The organism is Aquidulcibacter sp. (assembly GCF_020253525.1).
Taxonomy (GTDB): Bacteria; Pseudomonadota; Alphaproteobacteria; order Caulobacterales; family Aquidulcibacteraceae; genus Aquidulcibacter.
The window spans coordinates 1-17,555 of sequence record NZ_JADCBK010000066.1 but is presented as its reverse complement, the minus strand read 5'-3'; the positions used below and the strand labels follow the sequence as shown (position 1 = coordinate 17,555).

At 56.6% G+C, this 17,555-nt stretch carries 21 protein-coding genes and 1 tRNA gene; 14 read left to right on the top strand and 8 right to left on the bottom strand.

Annotated features, from left to right (window positions below; all coding sequences use genetic code 11):
* The 13 genes from IOB61_RS09010 to IOB61_RS08950 all read left to right on the top strand — a co-directional run.
* Window positions 1-241 (top strand): carbohydrate porin (locus IOB61_RS09010; RefSeq protein WP_290815325.1); only part of this gene is annotated, 241 nt, incomplete at its 5' end.
* A 63-nt stretch (window positions 242-304) separates the two neighbouring features.
* Window positions 305-2,248: a methyl-accepting chemotaxis protein gene (locus IOB61_RS09005; RefSeq protein ID WP_290815322.1), complete on the top strand. Its 1,944-nt coding sequence runs from the start codon at window positions 305-307 to the stop codon at window positions 2,246-2,248.
* Between the two features lie 20 nt (window positions 2,249-2,268).
* Window positions 2,269-2,547 carry an STAS domain-containing protein gene (locus tag IOB61_RS09000; RefSeq protein WP_290815319.1) on the top strand — a complete coding sequence of 93 codons (279 nt, stop codon included), beginning with the start codon at window positions 2,269-2,271 and terminating at the stop codon, window positions 2,545-2,547.
* Complete coding sequence (locus IOB61_RS08995; RefSeq protein WP_290815317.1) at window positions 2,544-2,909, top strand: response regulator; 366 nt, start codon at window positions 2,544-2,546, stop codon at window positions 2,907-2,909. Before IOB61_RS09000 ends, IOB61_RS08995 begins: the two co-directional genes overlap by 4 nt.
* 6 nt (window positions 2,910-2,915) lie before the next feature.
* Window positions 2,916-5,186, top strand: coding sequence for a chemotaxis protein CheA (locus tag IOB61_RS08990; RefSeq protein WP_290815314.1), 2,271 nt, complete (start codon window positions 2,916-2,918; stop codon window positions 5,184-5,186).
* Between the two features lie 4 nt (window positions 5,187-5,190).
* Entirely contained in the window at window positions 5,191-5,658 is a 468-nt protein-coding gene (locus tag IOB61_RS08985) for a chemotaxis protein CheW (RefSeq protein ID WP_290815311.1), read from the top strand.
* Complete coding sequence (locus IOB61_RS08980) at window positions 5,655-6,518, top strand: protein-glutamate O-methyltransferase CheR (protein ID WP_290815308.1); 864 nt, start codon at window positions 5,655-5,657, stop codon at window positions 6,516-6,518. The genes IOB61_RS08985 and IOB61_RS08980 overlap by 4 nt, the downstream gene beginning before the upstream one ends.
* Complete coding sequence (locus IOB61_RS08975; protein ID WP_290815305.1) at window positions 6,515-7,546, top strand: chemotaxis response regulator protein-glutamate methylesterase; 1,032 nt, start codon at window positions 6,515-6,517, stop codon at window positions 7,544-7,546. The genes IOB61_RS08980 and IOB61_RS08975 overlap by 4 nt, the downstream gene beginning before the upstream one ends.
* Before the next feature lie 12 nt (window positions 7,547-7,558).
* The gene (locus tag IOB61_RS08970) at window positions 7,559-7,948 is read left to right on the top strand and encodes a response regulator (RefSeq protein WP_290815302.1); all 390 of its coding nucleotides are present in this window, start codon (window positions 7,559-7,561) and stop codon (window positions 7,946-7,948) included.
* Entirely contained in the window at window positions 7,945-8,490 is a 546-nt protein-coding gene (locus IOB61_RS08965) for a chemotaxis protein CheD (protein WP_290815299.1), read from the top strand. Before IOB61_RS08970 ends, IOB61_RS08965 begins: the two co-directional genes overlap by 4 nt.
* Window positions 8,490-8,825 (top strand): hypothetical protein, encoded by a 336-nt coding sequence (locus tag IOB61_RS08960; RefSeq protein WP_290815296.1) that lies wholly within the window; start codon window positions 8,490-8,492, stop codon window positions 8,823-8,825. Before IOB61_RS08965 ends, IOB61_RS08960 begins: the two co-directional genes overlap by 1 nt.
* A 16-nt stretch (window positions 8,826-8,841) precedes the next feature.
* Window positions 8,842-9,441 (top strand): response regulator, encoded by a 600-nt coding sequence (locus IOB61_RS08955; RefSeq protein WP_290815294.1) that lies wholly within the window; start codon window positions 8,842-8,844, stop codon window positions 9,439-9,441.
* The gene (locus IOB61_RS08950) at window positions 9,438-9,878 is read left to right on the top strand and encodes a hypothetical protein (protein WP_290815292.1); all 441 of its coding nucleotides are present in this window, start codon (window positions 9,438-9,440) and stop codon (window positions 9,876-9,878) included. Before IOB61_RS08955 ends, IOB61_RS08950 begins: the two co-directional genes overlap by 4 nt.
* 405 nt (window positions 9,879-10,283) lie before the next feature.
* Here the strand turns inward: IOB61_RS08950 and IOB61_RS08945 are convergent, their stop codons facing one another.
* The 4 genes from IOB61_RS08945 to IOB61_RS08930 all read right to left on the bottom strand — a co-directional run bounded on the left by IOB61_RS08945 (window position 10,284) and on the right by IOB61_RS08930 (window position 13,939).
* A complete protein-coding gene (locus IOB61_RS08945; protein WP_290815290.1) occupies window positions 10,284-11,963 on the bottom strand; it encodes a methyl-accepting chemotaxis protein in 1,680 nt (559 codons plus the stop codon).
* Window positions 11,964-12,335: 372 nt separating this feature from the next.
* Window positions 12,336-12,410 (bottom strand) — tRNA-Gly (locus tag IOB61_RS08940).
* 53 nt (window positions 12,411-12,463) lie between these two features.
* Entirely contained in the window at window positions 12,464-12,718 is a 255-nt protein-coding gene (locus IOB61_RS08935) for a hypothetical protein (protein ID WP_290815288.1), read from the bottom strand.
* Between the two features lie 99 nt (window positions 12,719-12,817).
* Window positions 12,818-13,939: a nitrilase-related carbon-nitrogen hydrolase gene (locus IOB61_RS08930; RefSeq protein ID WP_290815285.1), complete on the bottom strand. Its 1,122-nt coding sequence runs from the start codon at window positions 13,937-13,939 to the stop codon at window positions 12,818-12,820.
* A 78-nt stretch (window positions 13,940-14,017) separates the two neighbouring features.
* On the opposite strand from IOB61_RS08930, the gene IOB61_RS08925 reads away from it, so the two are divergent.
* A complete protein-coding gene (locus tag IOB61_RS08925) occupies window positions 14,018-14,494 on the top strand; it encodes a DUF1203 domain-containing protein (RefSeq protein WP_290815283.1) in 477 nt (158 codons plus the stop codon).
* On the opposite strand, the gene IOB61_RS08920 is transcribed toward IOB61_RS08925, so the two are convergent.
* From IOB61_RS08920 to IOB61_RS08905, 4 genes are all read right to left on the bottom strand, one after another.
* The gene (locus IOB61_RS08920) at window positions 14,491-14,862 is read right to left on the bottom strand and encodes an MmcQ/YjbR family DNA-binding protein (protein ID WP_290815281.1); all 372 of its coding nucleotides are present in this window, start codon (window positions 14,860-14,862) and stop codon (window positions 14,491-14,493) included. The two genes, IOB61_RS08925 and IOB61_RS08920, sit on opposite strands and share 4 nt — an antisense overlap.
* Window positions 14,849-15,760 (bottom strand): polysaccharide deacetylase family protein, encoded by a 912-nt coding sequence (locus IOB61_RS08915; RefSeq protein ID WP_290815279.1) that lies wholly within the window; start codon window positions 15,758-15,760, stop codon window positions 14,849-14,851. Before IOB61_RS08915 ends, IOB61_RS08920 begins: the two co-directional genes overlap by 14 nt.
* A gap of 170 nt (window positions 15,761-15,930) precedes the next feature.
* Window positions 15,931-16,713, bottom strand: a complete 783-nt coding sequence (locus tag IOB61_RS08910) for an outer membrane beta-barrel protein (RefSeq protein ID WP_290815277.1) — start codon at window positions 16,711-16,713, stop codon at window positions 15,931-15,933.
* Between the two features lie 162 nt (window positions 16,714-16,875).
* A partial coding sequence (locus IOB61_RS08905) for a DUF3137 domain-containing protein (RefSeq protein ID WP_290815275.1) occupies window positions 16,876-17,555 on the bottom strand: 680 nt, incomplete at its 5' end.

The following is a 17,555-nucleotide window of genomic DNA, read 5'->3' as shown; positions in this document are numbered from 1 at the left end:
CAACAGCCAATTCTCACTCGGCGTTCGTCGGGCCTATGTGTCAGACTTGTTCAAAGACACGGCCCGCCTCGCTGGCGATGACCCGTTGGACGCCGAATCCGGTGTGGAAGTGGTTCTGGCCGATCAATTGGGCTCTGCCGTCACTCTGCAGGGTAGCCTGCATTATGCGCCCAACCCGGGCGGCATTCGTGCAGCGGAAGATGCCGTTGTGTCCAGCGTCCGCCTATCCGTCGCCTTCTAGTAGTAAGTCATTGAAATTTAACACGGTCTCGACCGCCAAAGTCAAAATCAGGAGTAGAGTGATATGAAAACGATTAAGCAAAAGGTTTGGGCGGGTGGTGCCGCCGTTTCCTTGATGATCGTCGTCTGTGCGGGTGCGGGCATTTGGTCCGCCAACGCACTCATCAATTCCAAGCACTTGGTGGACCAAGCCTCCAAAATGTCCAAAATGCACATGCAAGCCGACATGATGCATGATGCCATTCGTGGTGACGTTCTAAACTCCATGCTGGCAGTAGACCCCAGCAATGGGATCGACCCGAAAGTGGCCGAAGCCGATCTGGCAGAGCACACCAAATCCTTCGCAGACTCGATTGCTGAATCCAAAACGCTGTCGCCTGATCCAAAATTGGTGAGTCTGGTCAATGCGTTGGAGCCAGAATTGGTCACCTATGCAGAACGCGCTCAAGCGATCCAGAAAATCACCGCCACCGGCGAAAAGCCTTCGCCAGAATTGCTCAAGCAGTTTGGCGACCAATTCTCCGTCGTTGAGACCAAGATGGAAACGCTTGGCGACCAGATTGCGGCTTTTGGGACTACTGCGGTTGAGAAATCCACTCTGACCGGCAACATCGCCATCTCCATCATGCTGGCAATCCTCGCCCTCGGGCTGGTCTTCTCCGCTGGCCTGATTTGGTTTGCCGTCAAAAGCATCATCACGCCATTGGCCTCCTTGCAAAGCGCGCTGTCAGAGCTTGCCAAAGGCAAGTCCAACGTAGACTTGGCTGAAGTTGACCGCGCCGACGAAATTGGCGCGATTGCAGGCTCGGTTGTGGAGTTGCAAGACATGCTCGCCCTTAAAGCGCGAGCCGAAGCCGAAGAAGAAGCCAATCGTCAACAGGCGGCAGCGCAGCTGCGTCAACGCGAAGAAAGCATCAATCGCGCACGCGCCCAGCAACAGGCTGAAGTTGTTGCCGCCTTGGGTGCCGCCCTTGGCCGCTTGAGCGATGGCGATCTTACCTCGACCATCACCGAAGAATTCCCAGAGGAATTCAAGCAAATCCGTGACGACTATAACCAAGCCGTCAGCACCTTGCAGGAAGCCCTCACCTTCGTGGCGGCCAATGCGACATCGATCCGCGGCGGGGCAACCGAAATCGCCAATGCGGCAGACGACTTGTCGCGCCGTACCGAGCAACAAGCCGCCAGCCTTGAAGAAACTGCCGCTGCCCTTGATGAAGTCACCGCCACTGTCAATAAAACGGCAGCCGGTGCCCGTCAGGCCTCAACCGTGGTCCGCGACACGCGCGGTGAGGCTGAAGTGACAGGCGCAGTCGTCAGCGATGCCGTCGCAGCCATGACCGCGATCGAAGACTCGGCCCAGAAGATCAGCCAGATCATCGGCGTGATCGATGAAATTGCTTTCCAAACCAACCTCTTGGCTCTGAATGCCGGGGTGGAAGCAGCCCGTGCCGGCGATGCAGGACGCGGCTTTGCGGTGGTGGCTTCGGAAGTTCGCGCTTTGGCCCAACGTTCGGCCGACGCGGCGAAAGAAATCAAAACCCTTATCTCCTACAGCTCCGCACAAGTCAGCTCTGGCGTGACTTTGGTTGGTCGCAGCGGCGAGTCCTTGACCCGCATTGTTGCCCGTGTGGGCGAGATCGACGCCCTGATTTCAGAAATCGCAGCATCAGCGCAAGAGCAAGCAACTGCACTGGGCCAAGTAAACTCTGCTGTGAACCATATGGATCAAGTGACGCAGCAAAATGCGGCCATGGTGGAAGAAACCACAGCCGCTTGCCACGCGCTCAATCGCGAAGGGGATTCTCTGGAAGCTTCGCTGTCGAGCTTCAACCTCGGCGCACCCGTCAAAACTGCGCGTGCAGCTCAAGCCGCTCGCCCACAAGTCTCTGCCAACATCTCGCCAGCCACGCGCAAGACCATCGCCGCCATCAAGCCTTTGGGCCGTGGCGGGGCGGCAGCTAAACCCGCGCCGCAAGCCGAAGCCGATGATTGGGAAGAATTTTGATCGAGATTGGGTGACGACACATGAACTCTTTCATGCTTCCCGCTAGTTTGGATACGCGTGCTGCCCCGGCACTGCATGAGGCCCTGATGGGCTTTGATGGACAGCCGTTGACGCTCGATGGAAGCCAAGTTGAAACCCTTGGCGGCCAGTGCCTTCAGATTTTGCTGGCCGCCCATGAAAGCTGGACCAAGCACGAGACGCCCTTTGTTCTCGAAAATCCAAGCGATGCCCTCACCGCCCAATGGTCGGCATTTGGCGCGCCCCCTCTACAGCTCGGTCCGCAAGGAGACGTACAATGACAAAGAAGATCCTGACGGTCGATGATAGCCGCACCATGCGGGACATGCTGATGCTAGCGCTCACCGACGCTGGCTATGAGGTCGTTCAGGCCGAAGACGGGATTGACGGCTTGGAAACCTTAGAGCGCGAGGGTGCTGATGTCGTCATTACCGATATTAATATGCCGCGCCTTGATGGCTTTGGTTTCATCGAGGGGGTTCGCGCCAATCCAGCCCATCGCGGCCTGCCCGTCTTGGTTCTGACCACCGAAAGCTCTGTCGAGAAAAAGACACGTGCCAAGGAAGCCGGGGCGACCGGCTGGATCGTGAAGCCGTTTGACCCCGTTAAACTGGTGGATGTTGTTCGCCGCGTTTCAGGATAAGCTAGCATGTCTGCAGACGATCCATTTGAAGCCATCAAGCAAACCTTCTTCCTTGAATGCGAAGAATTGCTAACTGACCTTGAGGCCAGCGTCACCGCGCTGACCTTTGGCGATGGTGATGGGGAAACGATCAATGCGGCGTTCAGGGCCATTCACTCGATCAAGGGCGGTGCGGGTGCCTTTGGCCTCGAAGAATTAGTCCGCTTTGCCCATGTGTTCGAGACCTATATGGACGAGCTGCGTTCAGGTCGGAAAACCTGTGACGACACGGCCATTCGCGCCATGTTGCATGCCTCTGATGTTCTGGCCGACCACGTCAGCTTTGCGCGCGGGCTGATCCCGTCGATGGATGAAGAGCGCTCGCAGACTGTAGCCAATGAATTGCGCGCACTGATGGATGGTGGCGGGCCCGTCGTCGCGGCAGCTCCTGACCCCAGTCCGGCTGCAGATCCGATTGAAGCCGAATTTGACTTCAAACCCGTCATGTTTGACTTTGGTGATGCTTCTGACGCGCCAGAAGTTGTGGCCCCGGAAGCTTGGACCATCACATTCAAGCCCCATGTCAGGCTCTATGAAACCGGCAATGAGCCCGCGCTGCTGCTGCGTGAGTTAGCCCGCCTTGGCCCCTGCCAAGTCACGCTGGACACCTCAGAACTTCCAGCCTTAACCGAGTTGAGCGAGCCTGCTGCTTGCCTAAGCTGGACCATCGAGCTTGACGCCCCTGTTGAACTTGAAGCCATCACGGAAATCTTTGAGTTCGTCGAGGATGAATGCGATCTCGTCATTCTGCCGAAGGGCGAGCCTGCCGGATCTGTCGAGGATAGCGCGGCGGCAGATGTGGGTATTGCAGCGCTTTTGGCGGCGGCCACCGCCCCTGCCCCTGCTGCCCCTGCTGCCCCTGCTGCTGACGAAGTTGATATTCAAGCGCTGCTGGCTATGGCCACGGCCGCAGCCGAACCCGCGCCAAGCGCACCCGCCCCAACCCCAGCTGCTGCTGTTGCTGCCCCCAGTGCCCCGGCCGCGAAAGCGACTGCCCCAACCGGTAGTGCCCAAGCCGCAGGCGGTGGCCAGGCCTCTATCCGGGTTGATCTCGACCGGATCGACAAACTGATTAACGTGGTCGGTGAATTGGTGATCCAGCAAGCCATGTTGGCACAAAGCGTTGCCGAATGCGGGCTTGCGGCCTCTTCCACGGTGAAGGTCGGCCTTGAGGATCTTGAGCAATTATCCCGCGAAATCCAAGACAGCGTGATGGCGATCCGCGCCCAACCGGTGAAATCGGTGTTTCAGCGCATGCCACGCTTGGTGCGCGAAGTGGCTGATATGACGGGCAAAAACGTCCGCCTTATCACCGAGGGCGAAGCCACCGAAGTCGACAAAACGGTCGTGGACCGCTTGGCAGAACCCATCACCCACATGATCCGCAATGCGATTGATCATGGCCTTGAAGACGCCGAGGGCCGCGCGGCAGCCGGTAAGCCAAAGGAGGGGACAATTCGCTTAGCCGCCCTCCACCGCTCGGGTCGAATTGTGATTGAGGTGAGCGATGATGGTCGTGGCATTAACCGCGAGCGTGTGCGCAAAATTGCCGTTGACCGCGGCCTGATCGCAGCCGATGCCAATCTCAGCAATGAAGAGACGGACAATCTGATCTTTCTGCCGGGATTTTCGACCGCCGATAGCGTGTCAGACATTTCTGGCCGCGGGGTCGGGATGGACGTTGTCCGCCGCTCGATCCAGCAATTGGGGGGGCGTATCTCAATTGCCTCTACCCCGGGCAAGGGCTCGGTATTCACCATGAGCCTGCCGCTCACCTTGGCGGTGCTGGATGGCATGGTGGTGCGCGCTGGCGGGCAGACTCTTCTGTCGCCTTTATCGTCCATCATTGAGAGCTTTACGCCAAAAGAAGGCGACCTGCACCGGATCGGGGCGCGCGACTGGGTGATCCGCTTCCGTGACCGCTTCTTACCCTTGATCGACACAGGTCGGGTGCTGGGCTTCTCCAAACCTGATGCGCCCGAGATCACTGGGCGGGATGGGATCGCGATTGTGGTGGAGAACGAGGGCGGCTCGCAAGTGGCGCTCTGGGTCGATGATATCCAAGGCCAGCGTCAAGTCGTGATCAAGAGCCTTGAGACCAATTACCGGAAGGTGGACGGCATCTCTGCGGCCACCATCCTGGGCGATGGACGCGTTGCCCTCATTCTCGACATTGATGCGCTGGTGGTCTTGGGCCGCCAGCAAGCCAACCAATCTGAATTCAAGATAGCGAGCTAAGAACATGTCTGACCCCCTCAACACCCCTGAAGATGCACAGCAAGAATTGATGGCCTTCATGGCAGGCGGCCAGGAATTCTGCGTGGATATCATGGCCATCCGCGAAATCCGTGGCTGGACCGCGGCTACCCCTCTGCCCAAGACCCCGGGCTATATGAAGGGTGTCATCAATTTGCGCGGCACGATTTTGCCAATCTTAGACCTATCGGCCCGCCTAGGCCTTGGCACGTGCGAGCCCAGTGGTCGTAATGTCATCATGGTGGTGCAGATTGCCAATCGGTCAGTCGGGCTTCTGGTCGATTCTGTGTCTGAAATCATCATGGTCAAAGCCAATGAAATCCAACCTGCGCCGTCGGTCGCGATGGACGAGATGAAGGCCCTGATCATGGGGATCATTCCCGTTGGTCAAAGGCTGTTGAGCTTGTTGGATGTCAATTTGGTGCTTCCTGAAATAGAAGTCGAAGCCGCATGAACGCTGCCCGTCAAGCCAAACAGAGCTTGGTAAGCGGCGACTATGTCATGACCGCGGACGATTTCGCGCAAATCGCCGCAACCTTGAAAGAGATGTCGGGTATCGTGCTGAGCGAAGGGAAAGTCGCGCTGGCCTATTCCCGGCTGGCAAAGCGCCTGCGCATGTTGGGCTTGAACAGCTTTGCTGAATATTGCGCGATGATCGATAGCGCCGAAGGGGCCGATGAGCTGCAAGCCATGCTGGCAGCCTTGACCACCAATGTGACCCGCTTTTATCGCGAGCCGCATCATTTCGACACGTTACACGACTTGTTTCTAACCGACCTCGCACTCAAGGCCCGCTCGGGCGAGCGGGTGCGTCTGTGGTCGGCGGCTTGCTCCAATGGGCAAGAGCCCTATTCCATGGCAATGACGGTTTTGACTGCTATGCCGGACGCAGCCTCTTTCGACGTCCGCATCCTTGCCACCGACATCGACCCCAACATGGTCGCGGAAGGCCGCGACGGCACCTATCGTAGCGAATTATTGGACCCGGTGCCGCCGCAATCGCGCCAGCGCTTCTTTGAAGCCAGCTATGACGGCCATCTAACGGCTCGCGCCTCATTACGCGAACTCACCCGCTTTAACGTGCTCAATCTCTTGGGTTCTTGGCCGATGAAGCACAAGTTTGACGTCATCTTCTGTCGCAATGTGGCGATCTATTTTGACGAGCCGACCCAAGAGCGCATCTGGGCACGCTTTGCCCAATGCCTGAATGAAGGCGGGTATTTGTTCATCGGCCATTCTGAACGGGTGACAGGGCCTGCTGAACGCTATTTCGAAGCAACCGGTTTGACGACCTATCGGCGGAGGGGCGCATGACGATCAAAGTGCTTGTCGTCGATGATTCCGCAACCATGCGGCAGCTCATCTCGGCGGTTCTAAATGCCGATCCTGACATTGAAGTCGTGGGGGCGGCCGAAGAGCCCCATGAAGCGCGCGCCATGATCAAAGCGCTGTCGCCCGATGTCATCACGCTCGACGTGGAAATGCCCAATATGAACGGGCTGGAGTTTCTAGAAAAAATCATGCGGCTGCGGCCCATGCCCGTCGTCATGGTCTCGACCTTGACCCAAGCGGGCACCGAAGTTGCCTTGGCGGCTTTGGAATTGGGGGCGGTGGATGTGGTTGGAAAACCAACAGGTGCCATCAGCCTCAGCACGGGCTTTCCCGACCTGATTGGCAAAGTGAAAGCGGCTGCTCAAGCCAATGTTCGCACCCTAACCCAGCGCGACACGGCAACCCCAGACGCGAGTTTCCGGGCAAAGTCTGGCCATGTCATCGCGATTGGATCGTCGACGGGCGGGGTTGAGGCGTTGCTCTCCATCATCCCGCTTCTGCCAGAAGCCACACCGCCTATCGTCATCACCCAACATATGCCGGCAGGCTTTACCGCGAAATTTGCGGCGCGCTTGGATCGGGCGTCTGCCATCCACGTGACCGAGGCGGAAGATGGGGCTCCTCTCATGCCCGGTCACGCCTATCTGGCACCGGGTAGCCATTTGCATTTGGAAGTCACCAATTCTTTGATGCCCCGCTGCCGCTTGGTCGAAGGCGATTTAATCAATGGGCATAAGCCTTCAGTCGATGCCCTCTTCCATTCGGTTGCCGCCCTTAATCGACCCACAACCGGTGTGATCTTGACGGGCATGGGGCGCGATGGCGCTGAGGGTTTGTTGGCCATGCGTCAAGCAGGGGCCGCCACCATCGGCCAAGATGAAGCCAGTTGTATCGTGTACGGCATGCCAAAGGCTGCCTTCGAACTTGGTGCGGTGGAGCGGCAAGTCCCGCTGCGGCGCATCGCTGAAACCATTCTATCCACCTGTTCCATCCAAAAAAGCCACACCTAGGGAGTCAGACCTATGCCTGCCGCCAGCGCACTGAATGTTTTGGTAGTCGACGACCAGCAATCCATGCGGATTCTGGTCAAGACCTGCCTGACCCAAATTGGCGTTAAAGATATTCGTGAGGCCGCCGATGGCGAAGCAGGCTTGCGCGAATTAATCGGAAAGCCTGCCCATTTGGTCATTTCCGATTACAACATGCCCAAGATTGATGGCTTAGCCTTCTTGCGTGCCATTCGCGCCCATCCCCCCGTCGCCAATACGGCCTTTATCATGCTGACAGGTCGGGCCGATGCCGAATTGGTCCAGCGTGCGGTGCAATTTGGCGTCAATAATTTTCTGGTGAAACCCTTCACCACTGCCCAGCTCAAAGCCAAGCTTGAGAGTGTTTTTGGAAAGCTGACATGAGCTTCAACGCAGACGTTTCCAGATTTGCCAAGCGCATTCATGTGAACCAGGGCGAGCACTTCGCCAGTGGCGACCCTGAAGTGTGCCTGACCGCGATTCTGGGCAGCTGCGTCGCAATTTGTCTTTATGACCCCGCCATGAAAGTTGGCGGCATGAACCATTTTCTTCTGCCCGAGAACCCCGATTCCGTGCATGACGCGCATGGTCGCTATGGGGCCTATCTGGCAGAGCTTTTGATTAATGATCTGATGTCCTTAGGCGCGATCAAGTCGCGACTGGAGGCCAAAGTGTTTGGCGGCGGCAAGATGTTTCAAGGCTTGCGCGATGTGGGTGCTACCAATGCCGCTTTCGCCAAGAAGTTCCTGATGGATGAAGGCATTCCTGTGTTGGGTGGCAGCACCGAAGGAACCAGTGCGCGCCGCGTTGAATTTTGGCCAACAACAGGCCGCGCCTTCCAAAAGTTTGTCAGCCAAGAGATGCCACCTCCGCCACCGCCAAAGCCGGTTTTCGAAACCTCTATTGGCGATGTGGAGCTATTTTAATGTCGTCCCTGCCCGCCCCATTCATATCAAAGCTGGGCCACGAACTGGCCGCCGTCAAGGCTGAGACGGCCTCGCTGGAGGCGTTGGTTAGCGTGGGCGCGGCAAGCCTTGGCCCGGAAGGCTTGGTGGACGCCCAAAAGCTCGACCATATTTTGCAATCGCTTGATTGCCTCACCAGCTTGATGACCAACCTGGCCCAAGGCATGCCTTTGGAACAGGCCGTCAACGCTCTACCGCTTGCGGACATGGCTGAACGGCTCAGCGCTGGCCACACAGGCCATGCCATCGGCAGTGTGCATTTTTCAACCACGCTGGTGGACCCAGAATTATTCTAAGAAGGGGCGTGATGGCGTGAGCAACAAATCCACATCCCCAACCCATATTGGCCTCAATGCCCTGTTTCTGACGGACGGCACGCACACGATGGATATGCTGTCAGCCGTCACTTCCGGCTTTGGCATGGCCAAACGGCATAAGGCCCGCACCGTTGAAGAAGCGTTCGACATTCATCGAAGCAATTCGATCGACTTGATCATCCTTGACTGTTCGACCGAGGAAATGAACGGCATTGAGATCACCCGCCGGTTCCGCATGGAATTTGAAGGGGAAAAATCAGAGACGCCAATCCTCGCCGTAGCAGGTCACGCCAGCCAAGTTCAGATTGGCCACTACCGTGATGCCGGCGCGAGTTTTGTGGTTGCCAAGCCCGTCGCCCCCGGCATTTTGCTTCAGCGCATTTTGTGGCTGGCCAAAGACACGCGCGACTTGGTTAATACGCCAAGCTTTCGCGGCCCAGATCGTCGCGCGCGGGCGATGGGCCTCCCAGCAGGCATCGAACAAGGCCGGCGCTCAACCGATCTAGACGCCAATGTCAGTGAAATTGCTGGACAGAATCTCGATCAGAGCAAGATAGATGATATGTTGAAACCAGTGCGGGTAAATCTGCTATGACGACCAAGCCAAATCATAATTCATTAAAGCGCAAATTGGCAAAGGTCGGGAAGCTGCCTGTTGATGAATTGGCTGGGCGCAGCCAGTTGAATATCGACTTGATGCAAGACGAATTCTTGGTGGTGATGCGCAATCAGATCGAAGAACTTACCGATCTTGTGCAAGCCAAGGACCCAGCCAATATCCGCAGCATTTATGAAATGTCATCTCAGATCATTTCCAGCGCCAGCTTTGTCAAAGCCGACTGGGTTTCACGCGCCGCCCAATCGCTGTGCGAGGTCCATGAAATCATGAGCACCAGCAAATGGGATTGGGAAGCCATCAGCGTGCATGGCAAGACCATCCAGTTGCTGGCGACCTTAGAGCCCAGCCAAGAAGCCGTAAGCCAAAGCCTGTTGGAAGGCTTAGGCAGCGTGGTGGCGGCCAAGCGGGCTTAAAGAATTGCACGCCAAGCTGTAAGGTGCATTCCATCCCTAGAATGCACCGTGGTCAGGGAATTCCTGAAATCATTTTGAGTTGGATGTCAGCCAAACGCTTGGAACGGCTCAATGCGTCGCTTCGCTTGCCTTGAAGCCGCCCGACAATTCTTCTTGCGCAAGCTGGGGAGTCAAGGGGTGAAATCGGCTTCGCCGACGCGCCGAAGGCGCGCCCCTTGACGCCCCATCTTGCGCGCACAAACTCGAGTACGGCCTTTGCGTAGGCACAGCCTGCGGCAAAGGCTGTCCAAAGCGAAAAAGCCTGTACCCAGCTCACAGCGAATGAAAAAGGTGCATTCCTGGCGGAATGCACCCTACAAGCCTACAAGCCTACAAGCCGTAAGCTGAAGTGAACCCTTGCGCGACCTAAGCCGCCCGCAGGGTCGACAGGAAGCGCGCCACGTCATCTTGCAACTTGGTTGCATGACGCTGCAATTCTTCGGCCGCCATATAGGTATCGCCTGCGGCAGAGCGGGTCGTGTCAGTACCACCGGCTAAAGCCGAGATGGAGTGGGATACGCTGTCTGAGCCGACGGCCACTTGGTTTGTCGTATTGCGGATTTCATCGATTGCTTCGGTCTGGGCTTCCACCGATTGGGCGATCAAGGTGGACATCACCGCCACATTGCCGATGGTTTTAGCCACGGCCTCAATCGCCACGGCAGCCCCCGAGGTTGCTTGCTGAATGCCAGAGATTTGGGCGGCAATCTCGTCGGTTGCGCGCGAGGTTTGTTCGGCGAGCGACTTCACTTCCGACGCCACAACCGCAAAGCCCTTGCCAGCAGCCCCGGCGCGGGCGGCCTCAATGGTGGCGTTCAAGGCCAGGAGGTTGGTCTGGTTGGCGATGTCATTGATCAATTGGATGACTTCGCCAATGCGTTGGGCCGCTTCGCGCAATTGCGACACCGATTCAGTTGTCGAAATCGCTTGGGTCTGGGCTTGCTCGGCCACATTTTGCGCCTCCATCACTTGGTCGGAGATTAATTGCGCATTGGTAGACAATTCTTCGGCCGCCTCTGCCGCCCGCTGGATGTTCTGCGCGCTGTCATAGGTGGTGCGAGAAACCGAGCTCGTATGTTCGGCATTTTCATTGGCCGTTGACGTCAAGGTCGAGGCTGACTGCTGCAGCTGACTGGCGGCAGCCACAACCAATTGGATCATTTCAGCCACCGAAGTTTCAAACGAGTCGGCCACCTGGTGTAAGGATCTTTGCCGGTCTTCCTGGGCTTGGGCAGCATCGCGCAGACGCTGATGCTCAGAAGCCTTTGCTTCACCTGCCACCAAACGATAGTCATTGATGGCACTCAGAATGCGACCAACCGAATCGTGTGTTTTCGATTCCAAAACAACACTCAGGTCGCCTTGGCCGATCTGATCCATCGCTTTGGCCGCAGCATCTAAGGGCTTCTCAATGGTACGCAGGACGGCAAAGCTCATGCCAGCCAAAGCGGCCAAAGAGCCCAAGGCCACCAAGCCCAAGAGCATTAATTGAAAGCTCAATTCTGCCTTGGCGGCATCATTCAGCGCCGTCACATTCTTCTCAATGGCATCACTGACCTGACCATTAGATTCTTCGAGCTTCTCGAACGCGGCCGTGAATGCACCCATTTTCTGGCTGGCCGCCTCTGGATCTTGCGTCGCCAAAGCACTGACTGAGGCCGCCATGGCGATATAGGCATTGAGGTCGGGCTCGGCTTGTTGAACCAAGCTGCGCACATTTTCAGGCACATTCAGTTTTTGGATATCGGCCATGGCCGCCTTGAATGTTTCGCCATGCTCATTAATGCCGGCCTTAATCTCGTCACCCGAGCCCGCAAGCAATCCGCGCCCGATCAGGGTTGCCCGCAACACATCTGAATTGAGGGCATCATGCATCATATCGGCTTCAGCAAAGATGCGTCCTGCCACCCCAATTTGCTGAACCTGCTCTTGGGCTTGTTTGTATTTCTCTAAGGAAAAGAAGGAGGCTGCAGATACAGCGGCAATACAGATGCCTGCACCGGCGATCATGATGGAGAATTTGGCCCGAAGAGTTAGATTGTCCACAACAGCATCCTTATTTCTTGGAGGCCGGAGTTTTCACAAAAAGGTGTTAACTGTTGCTAAAAATTTAAGCAGGTCGATGATTAAATAATGAACATGCATTTAGTGTATTGATTTTATTGGTCTGCATATATGAACCAATAGCAGTCCAGATGTCGCAATGATGTCTGCCAAGCATTCGATGGCTAGAATCACCGAATACTTAACACATTTACATTATTACCTAGGGATAGACGTGCGCACCACATATCTGCGCCATCCTATCCCTCAATTCGCAAGAAATGGGCAGCATTGTCAGGAAAACTAGAGCGCGCTTCGCCGCTGTAGGTGCGGCCCTATGCACGTGAGGCAAGGCGAGGTCGTCTATTTGGGATTTGGAGCGGGCGATGGGAATCGAACCCACGACATTCAGCTTGGGAAGCTGACGTTCTACCTCTGAACTACGCCCGCCATGAGTTAAGCGGTATGGGTTGGGCCGTTGATTTCGGCCAAGCCCGCCCTCCTCAAATCAAGTGGTTCTTTTTGACCATTTTCATCTCGGTTGCAAGGCCAGACACTGGAGTGTGATTTACGGCCATTTCAGAGGCTTCAAGATAGAAGGCCGCCATCAAATCAGTGACTTCGTCCGAGATCGAGACCAAATGTGGGTGAAGTTGAGTCTCCGGGTGTTCCTCAACAAAGGCCTGCCAACTTGTGAGGATAAGTTGTGCACGATCAATGATTTCGTGAAGTCCTCGCTCAGAACCTATATTGTCCATGATTGCATACCCCCCATATTACCTTTGAGTATGGGCGGAGAAAGCGCAGAACTCCAGAGTCAATTACATGACTCCGCCAACCAGATACAGTTTAGGGTGCTAACGCAAAATGCCGCGGGCGGCCATGTCTTCAATGACGGCGCGTTGCCGTGCCAAAACCTCAGCGCGTTCAATCATTTTGCCGTCTGGGGTCTTATTGGCCGGGGCCAAGCGGGTATCGGCATAGGTTTTCTCAAACGCATCCATGGGCAAGCGCGACAGCGTGTTGGTCATACCTGTCTTCTTCCGCGTCTCGCGCAGGGCTGCGATATCGAGAACAGCATTGGCGTTAAAGGTCTCGCCCGTGCCAGCTTCGGCCAAAGTTCTCCCATACCAATCCAGCACAATCGACATGCCATCGGTGGAATTGGCCGCTACCGGCGTGCCGTAAATGCCTGCGGAATTGGCACTGACGACATAGGCGATATTTTCCACGGCCCGGGCCATTTTTGAGATGTGCTTGGGCGTCAGATTGGGGCTGCCCACTTCGCTGGTCGGGTGGAGCAAGATTTCAGCGCCCTTGAAAACCGCCATGCGCGCGATTTCAGGATAGAGAATTTCCTCCGACGCAATGGTACCCAAGGTGCCGATCTCGGTTGCTGCTACGGGGAAGACGGCATCGAGGCCGTAAGCATCAAGATATTTGTCCCAGACGTCATAGGGGCTTGGCGTATAGAGCGAGATCATGCGGCGATAACGCAGCACGACTTGGCCCGTTGGCCCATAAACGACATTGGCCTGAAAATAGAGATCGGGGAAATGGGGGTCGTTCTCATAATGGTTGGAGCACAGATACACCCCGTGCTTTTGGGCGATGGCGGCAATGGCGTCGGCTTCGGGCCCCTGCATATCAATGGCAGCCTTAGCCTGCCACTGCTCGCGCGTTTCGCCTAAGGGAAAGCTCGTCAACCAATATTCGGGCAAAACGACCAGCTTCAAATCATAGCCATTAAAGCCCTTGAGAAAGCCTTTGGCCGCGCCAATCTGGCTGGAAACACGCGCCATGGTCGCGCTCATGCGGGCGCGGGCGGTCTCTTTTGTGCTGTCTTGATTGACCGCATCACAGCGGGTTTGCAGCGCCAAGGCCGAATAGCGTGTGGGCGAGGTTTGGGCAGTCGCATCGGTCATGGCTAGGCTGGCTCCAGCAGAAAGGGCGGTCAACAAAAGATCGCGGCGGTTCATGGCAAGCTAGGTCCGAAAGCCGCCAGCCCGTGCCGGCAAAAGCAGGCAAAAGAAACCGTGTCTGACGAGGATTTCATCATGGCTTTCATCATCCAAGGGCTAGACCCATCCCTGTTTGGTTCGGTTTTGGATCAAAAGCAAGTCGGGGCCCAAGATACCTCTGCCCCCTATTATGAAGTCGACGAAAACCCCGGTTTCCCGTGCCGCATCACACTGGATGATGCCTCGATTGGCCAGAAGGTCGCCTTGGTTTCCTATCCGCACCATCAAGCCAACACCCCCTACGCGCAGTCCGGGCCCATCTTTGTTTCCTGCGGGGACGCAAAGCCCGGCCGGTTTGTCGATACGATCCCGCCTGCCCTTGCCCGGCGCAAATTGTCGTTGCGTGCCTATGACAAAGACGGGATGATGGTGGATGCAGCCCTTGTCGATGGCGCGGCTGCAAAGCCTGTGATCCTAACCCTGCTTTCCAATCCAAGCATCACCAAGATTGACGCCCATAATGCCATACGGGGTTGTTTTGCCGCCCATATAGTGCGGCATGAAGGACCCTAGGCCCCTGCCTGCTCCGCATCCCATTTCTTTAAAAACGTCTTTTTGGCCTGTTCACGCCAAACCCGTTTGAGGTTTGCTACCACCCAATCGGGATCGACCTTATCTGGGCGGGCAAGGATGAGAGGCCAGCTTTTGTAATGGGGTGTGAAGAAGAAGGTTTCGGGATCGACTTCGATCAGAAATTCGCGTTCCTCGAAAGTGGTCTTGAAGACGGGCGCATGCTCAGACGGGCTCCACCACACCCACATTTTGCCATGCGCTTTCAGGTTTGGTTGGCCCCAGGACACCGCGTCTTCCACATTGGGCAGGTTCAGTGAAAGGGCGAGTGCCCGCAGGCTCTCCCAGGTGAAAGGTTCAGCTTGCGGCATTGGCAATCTCATGCGCGGTCGCACTCCACACCTGTTGGTCAGACGCGAGAGCCGCAAACACTTCCCGCACCGCCCACAAGCGGAAGGGCAGGCCTGAAACATATGGCGTTAGGGTGAAGGACAGAACTTGGCCGCCATAGCGAGGCCCCTCTTCCACCAAGAGGTCGCGGGCAGCAAGGATCTGGTTACGCCATTCCGTCTCGCTTTGGCGCTGATCGATCAGAAGCTTACGGTCATCCAATTCATTCGCCAAAGGCACGCAGGTTAATGGCCCTGATGCCGTCGCCATCGGCCACGGCACGCTGTCGCTCTCCCAATCGAGGCACACGTCAAAGCCTGCCGCCTTAATCAGATCGGGGGTCTGCTCGCTTTGCTGGCGGGCGGGCGATAGCCAAGTTCGGGGGCTTAGGCCCGCAGATTCAAAAGCCTCGCGCGTGCGGGCGACATACGCCGCCTCCACAGCCGGCTCTATTCCCCCCCAATGGATCGAATCTGTGTCCCAGCCATGGGCGGCAATCTCGTGGCCGTCAGCCAAAATAGCTTCGATCAAAGGCTTCTTCTTGGTGAGTAAGACCGCATTGACGGCAAAGGTGGCTTTGAGGCCTAAGGCCTTTAGTGCCTTGAGCAAGCGAAAGACACCAACCCGATTGCCATAATCGCGGCTGGTATAGTGACGCAGGTCGGGATAGGGCGTCACCATCGCGCCTGGATGTTTAAACGGCTTGCCCGACGGGTTCAGCATGAAAAATTCCAGCGGGATCACGATCAAGGCCGCAACGGCTTTCGCACCCGGCCATTGAATCGGCGTCCGCTGATCTGCTTGCCGCCAGCCATAGCGGTCCATGTCTTGGCCATAGCCACGCTTGGGATAGGTCAGATAATCCGTCGGCAAAGTCATGCCCTACTCTAACCCCGCTTAGCTTACGGTTTCAAGGCAAGGATATATCTTTACCTGCCATGGGGCAGTCGCCGCAGGAGGGAACGCGCGATCCGGGATCAGACAAGACCGGACAAGGCGGCCACAGAGGGGCGACTTTTGAAACTTGGCCCCGTCTGTTTTCCGAGTGCTTAGAAGCTCAACAAGACACCGGCGCGGGCTTCGCCACCTCGATAGTCGGTCCGCGCGAGATATTCGATGCCGGTCAAAGTGACTTGGGCATTGACGGCATCATTGCCAACGGCAGTCACCGTGGCATCGCCAAGATCGGTATAGATATATTCGCCGCGCACGATCACGCCGTCGATCACTTCAAACTCTGCGCCAACACCAATGGCCCAACCGGTTAGGTTTTGCGTGTTGCGTCCGTTCCACGCCAGTGTTGGTGCCCCATTGACCACGACCGAAGCTGTGGTTTCAACATGCGCGAAGGCAAGGCCCCCGGTTGTATAGACAGAAAAGCCATCCAAGACCTTCACGCCAAGGCGGCCGCGCAGCGACCCGCGCAGGCCATATTCTTTCGTCGCACTTGTGGTGAGCCCGGCTGGAGCTGGGCTTACGGCCGGCGCTGTTGCTGCAATCGGTGCACCGGAAAATGAGCCCGGGGTCACATCGCCGCCGCCAGAGATGTCAATTTCCAAGCCCATGATAAGCGGGCCATTCGTATTGTAATGATTGCCGATAATGACACCATAGGTCAGGCCGTCCAGCTCTGGCCTTACGCGGGACGGGGTAATGGTTGGACCCAAAGCCTGGAAGGCTGAACTGCCAACCGTCTCCACATTCCGATCCGTGCCCATTGGAGTGCCAAAGACGATACCGCCGTAAGCACCGCCATTATCTTTAGCTTGTGCGGAGCCAGCGCTGAAACATACGGTCATTGCCGCGGCAGCTGCCAATACTACTCTCTGCATAAAAATCCTCCGAGCTCAGGATTTGCTACAGGGTTAGCGCTAATAAAGATTTAATTTTCCTTGCCGGATCGGGCTCGGGTACCCTTGGGCTTTAAGGCTGCAAAGCAGTTTGCAAGGTCAGGCAAGATCAGAAAGGAACAGCTAAATCTCGACCATGCCCCCTCACCGCGCCCGCTCATTCAAGGTCTGGGTAAGGTCGATTAAGCTGCCCAATTGGTCGATGGTGGTGGCAAAGCGCGCATCATCCCCCTCGGCATCAATGCCGCCACTTTCAAACATGTCGCGCGTCTCAATCACAACGACGACCCGGCCTTGTGCAAAGGCCAAGCGCATATTGTTGCCGTTGAATGCCTTTTCCATCTCCATCAAGCGCTCGCAAAAGGCGGGGTGGAGCAGGTATCGGGCCTCGACCTGGTCGGTTGAAACGACCTCAAAGCGACGCTCAAAATCGGGGTGGACCATTTTAACCGGCTCAAGCTTTAGGCCAGTGAAGCGCGAACCTAGATTAATCAGGCCATTGAACAAACCCATATCTTGGCGAACCAGGGTGGTGGAGGTGAAGGGTCGCGCAAATTGATAGCCCATGACCACGCCGTGAAACACGGTCACAAGGCGGCGGTTCTTGCCCTCGCCCTGGTATTCTTGCAAATGGGCCTCATGCAGCGTGCCTTCGGACTCGCCAAACTTACCTTCCCAGAAGTCACTATAATCGGCCTGGTCGGGATTGGATGGGATCAGGCCCATCCGGGTTGCAAGATCAAAATCGCTGCTGGGCGTGCCGTCCAAATGATAGCTAAGGCCAAGTGCGGCACCTAATTCTTCATTGGCCCGAACCTTGATTT

Coding starts and splice junctions, on each gene's coding strand:
- IOB61_RS09005 (WP_290815322.1), top strand. CDS start 305: ATGAAAACGATTAAGCAAAAGGTTTGGGCGGGTGGTGCCGCCGTTTCC.
- IOB61_RS09000 (WP_290815319.1), top strand. CDS start 2,269: ATGAACTCTTTCATGCTTCCCGCTAGTTTGGATACGCGTGCTGCCCCG.
- IOB61_RS08995 (WP_290815317.1), top strand. CDS start 2,544: ATGACAAAGAAGATCCTGACGGTCGATGATAGCCGCACCATGCGGGAC.
- IOB61_RS08990 (WP_290815314.1), top strand. CDS start 2,916: ATGTCTGCAGACGATCCATTTGAAGCCATCAAGCAAACCTTCTTCCTT.
- IOB61_RS08985 (WP_290815311.1), top strand. CDS start 5,191: ATGTCTGACCCCCTCAACACCCCTGAAGATGCACAGCAAGAATTGATG.
- IOB61_RS08980 (WP_290815308.1), top strand. CDS start 5,655: ATGAACGCTGCCCGTCAAGCCAAACAGAGCTTGGTAAGCGGCGACTAT.
- IOB61_RS08975 (WP_290815305.1), top strand. CDS start 6,515: ATGACGATCAAAGTGCTTGTCGTCGATGATTCCGCAACCATGCGGCAG.
- IOB61_RS08970 (WP_290815302.1), top strand. CDS start 7,559: ATGCCTGCCGCCAGCGCACTGAATGTTTTGGTAGTCGACGACCAGCAA.
- IOB61_RS08965 (WP_290815299.1), top strand. CDS start 7,945: ATGAGCTTCAACGCAGACGTTTCCAGATTTGCCAAGCGCATTCATGTG.
- IOB61_RS08960 (WP_290815296.1), top strand. CDS start 8,490: ATGTCGTCCCTGCCCGCCCCATTCATATCAAAGCTGGGCCACGAACTG.
- IOB61_RS08950 (WP_290815292.1), top strand. CDS start 9,438: ATGACGACCAAGCCAAATCATAATTCATTAAAGCGCAAATTGGCAAAG.
- IOB61_RS08935 (WP_290815288.1), bottom strand. CDS start 12,718: ATGGACAATATAGGTTCTGAGCGAGGACTTCACGAAATCATTGATCGT.
- IOB61_RS08930 (WP_290815285.1), bottom strand. CDS start 13,939: ATGAACCGCCGCGATCTTTTGTTGACCGCCCTTTCTGCTGGAGCCAGC.
- IOB61_RS08925 (WP_290815283.1), top strand. CDS start 14,018: ATGGCTTTCATCATCCAAGGGCTAGACCCATCCCTGTTTGGTTCGGTT.
- IOB61_RS08920 (WP_290815281.1), bottom strand. CDS start 14,862: ATGCCGCAAGCTGAACCTTTCACCTGGGAGAGCCTGCGGGCACTCGCC.
- IOB61_RS08915 (WP_290815279.1), bottom strand. CDS start 15,760: ATGACTTTGCCGACGGATTATCTGACCTATCCCAAGCGTGGCTATGGC.
- IOB61_RS08910 (WP_290815277.1), bottom strand. CDS start 16,713: ATGCAGAGAGTAGTATTGGCAGCTGCCGCGGCAATGACCGTATGTTTC.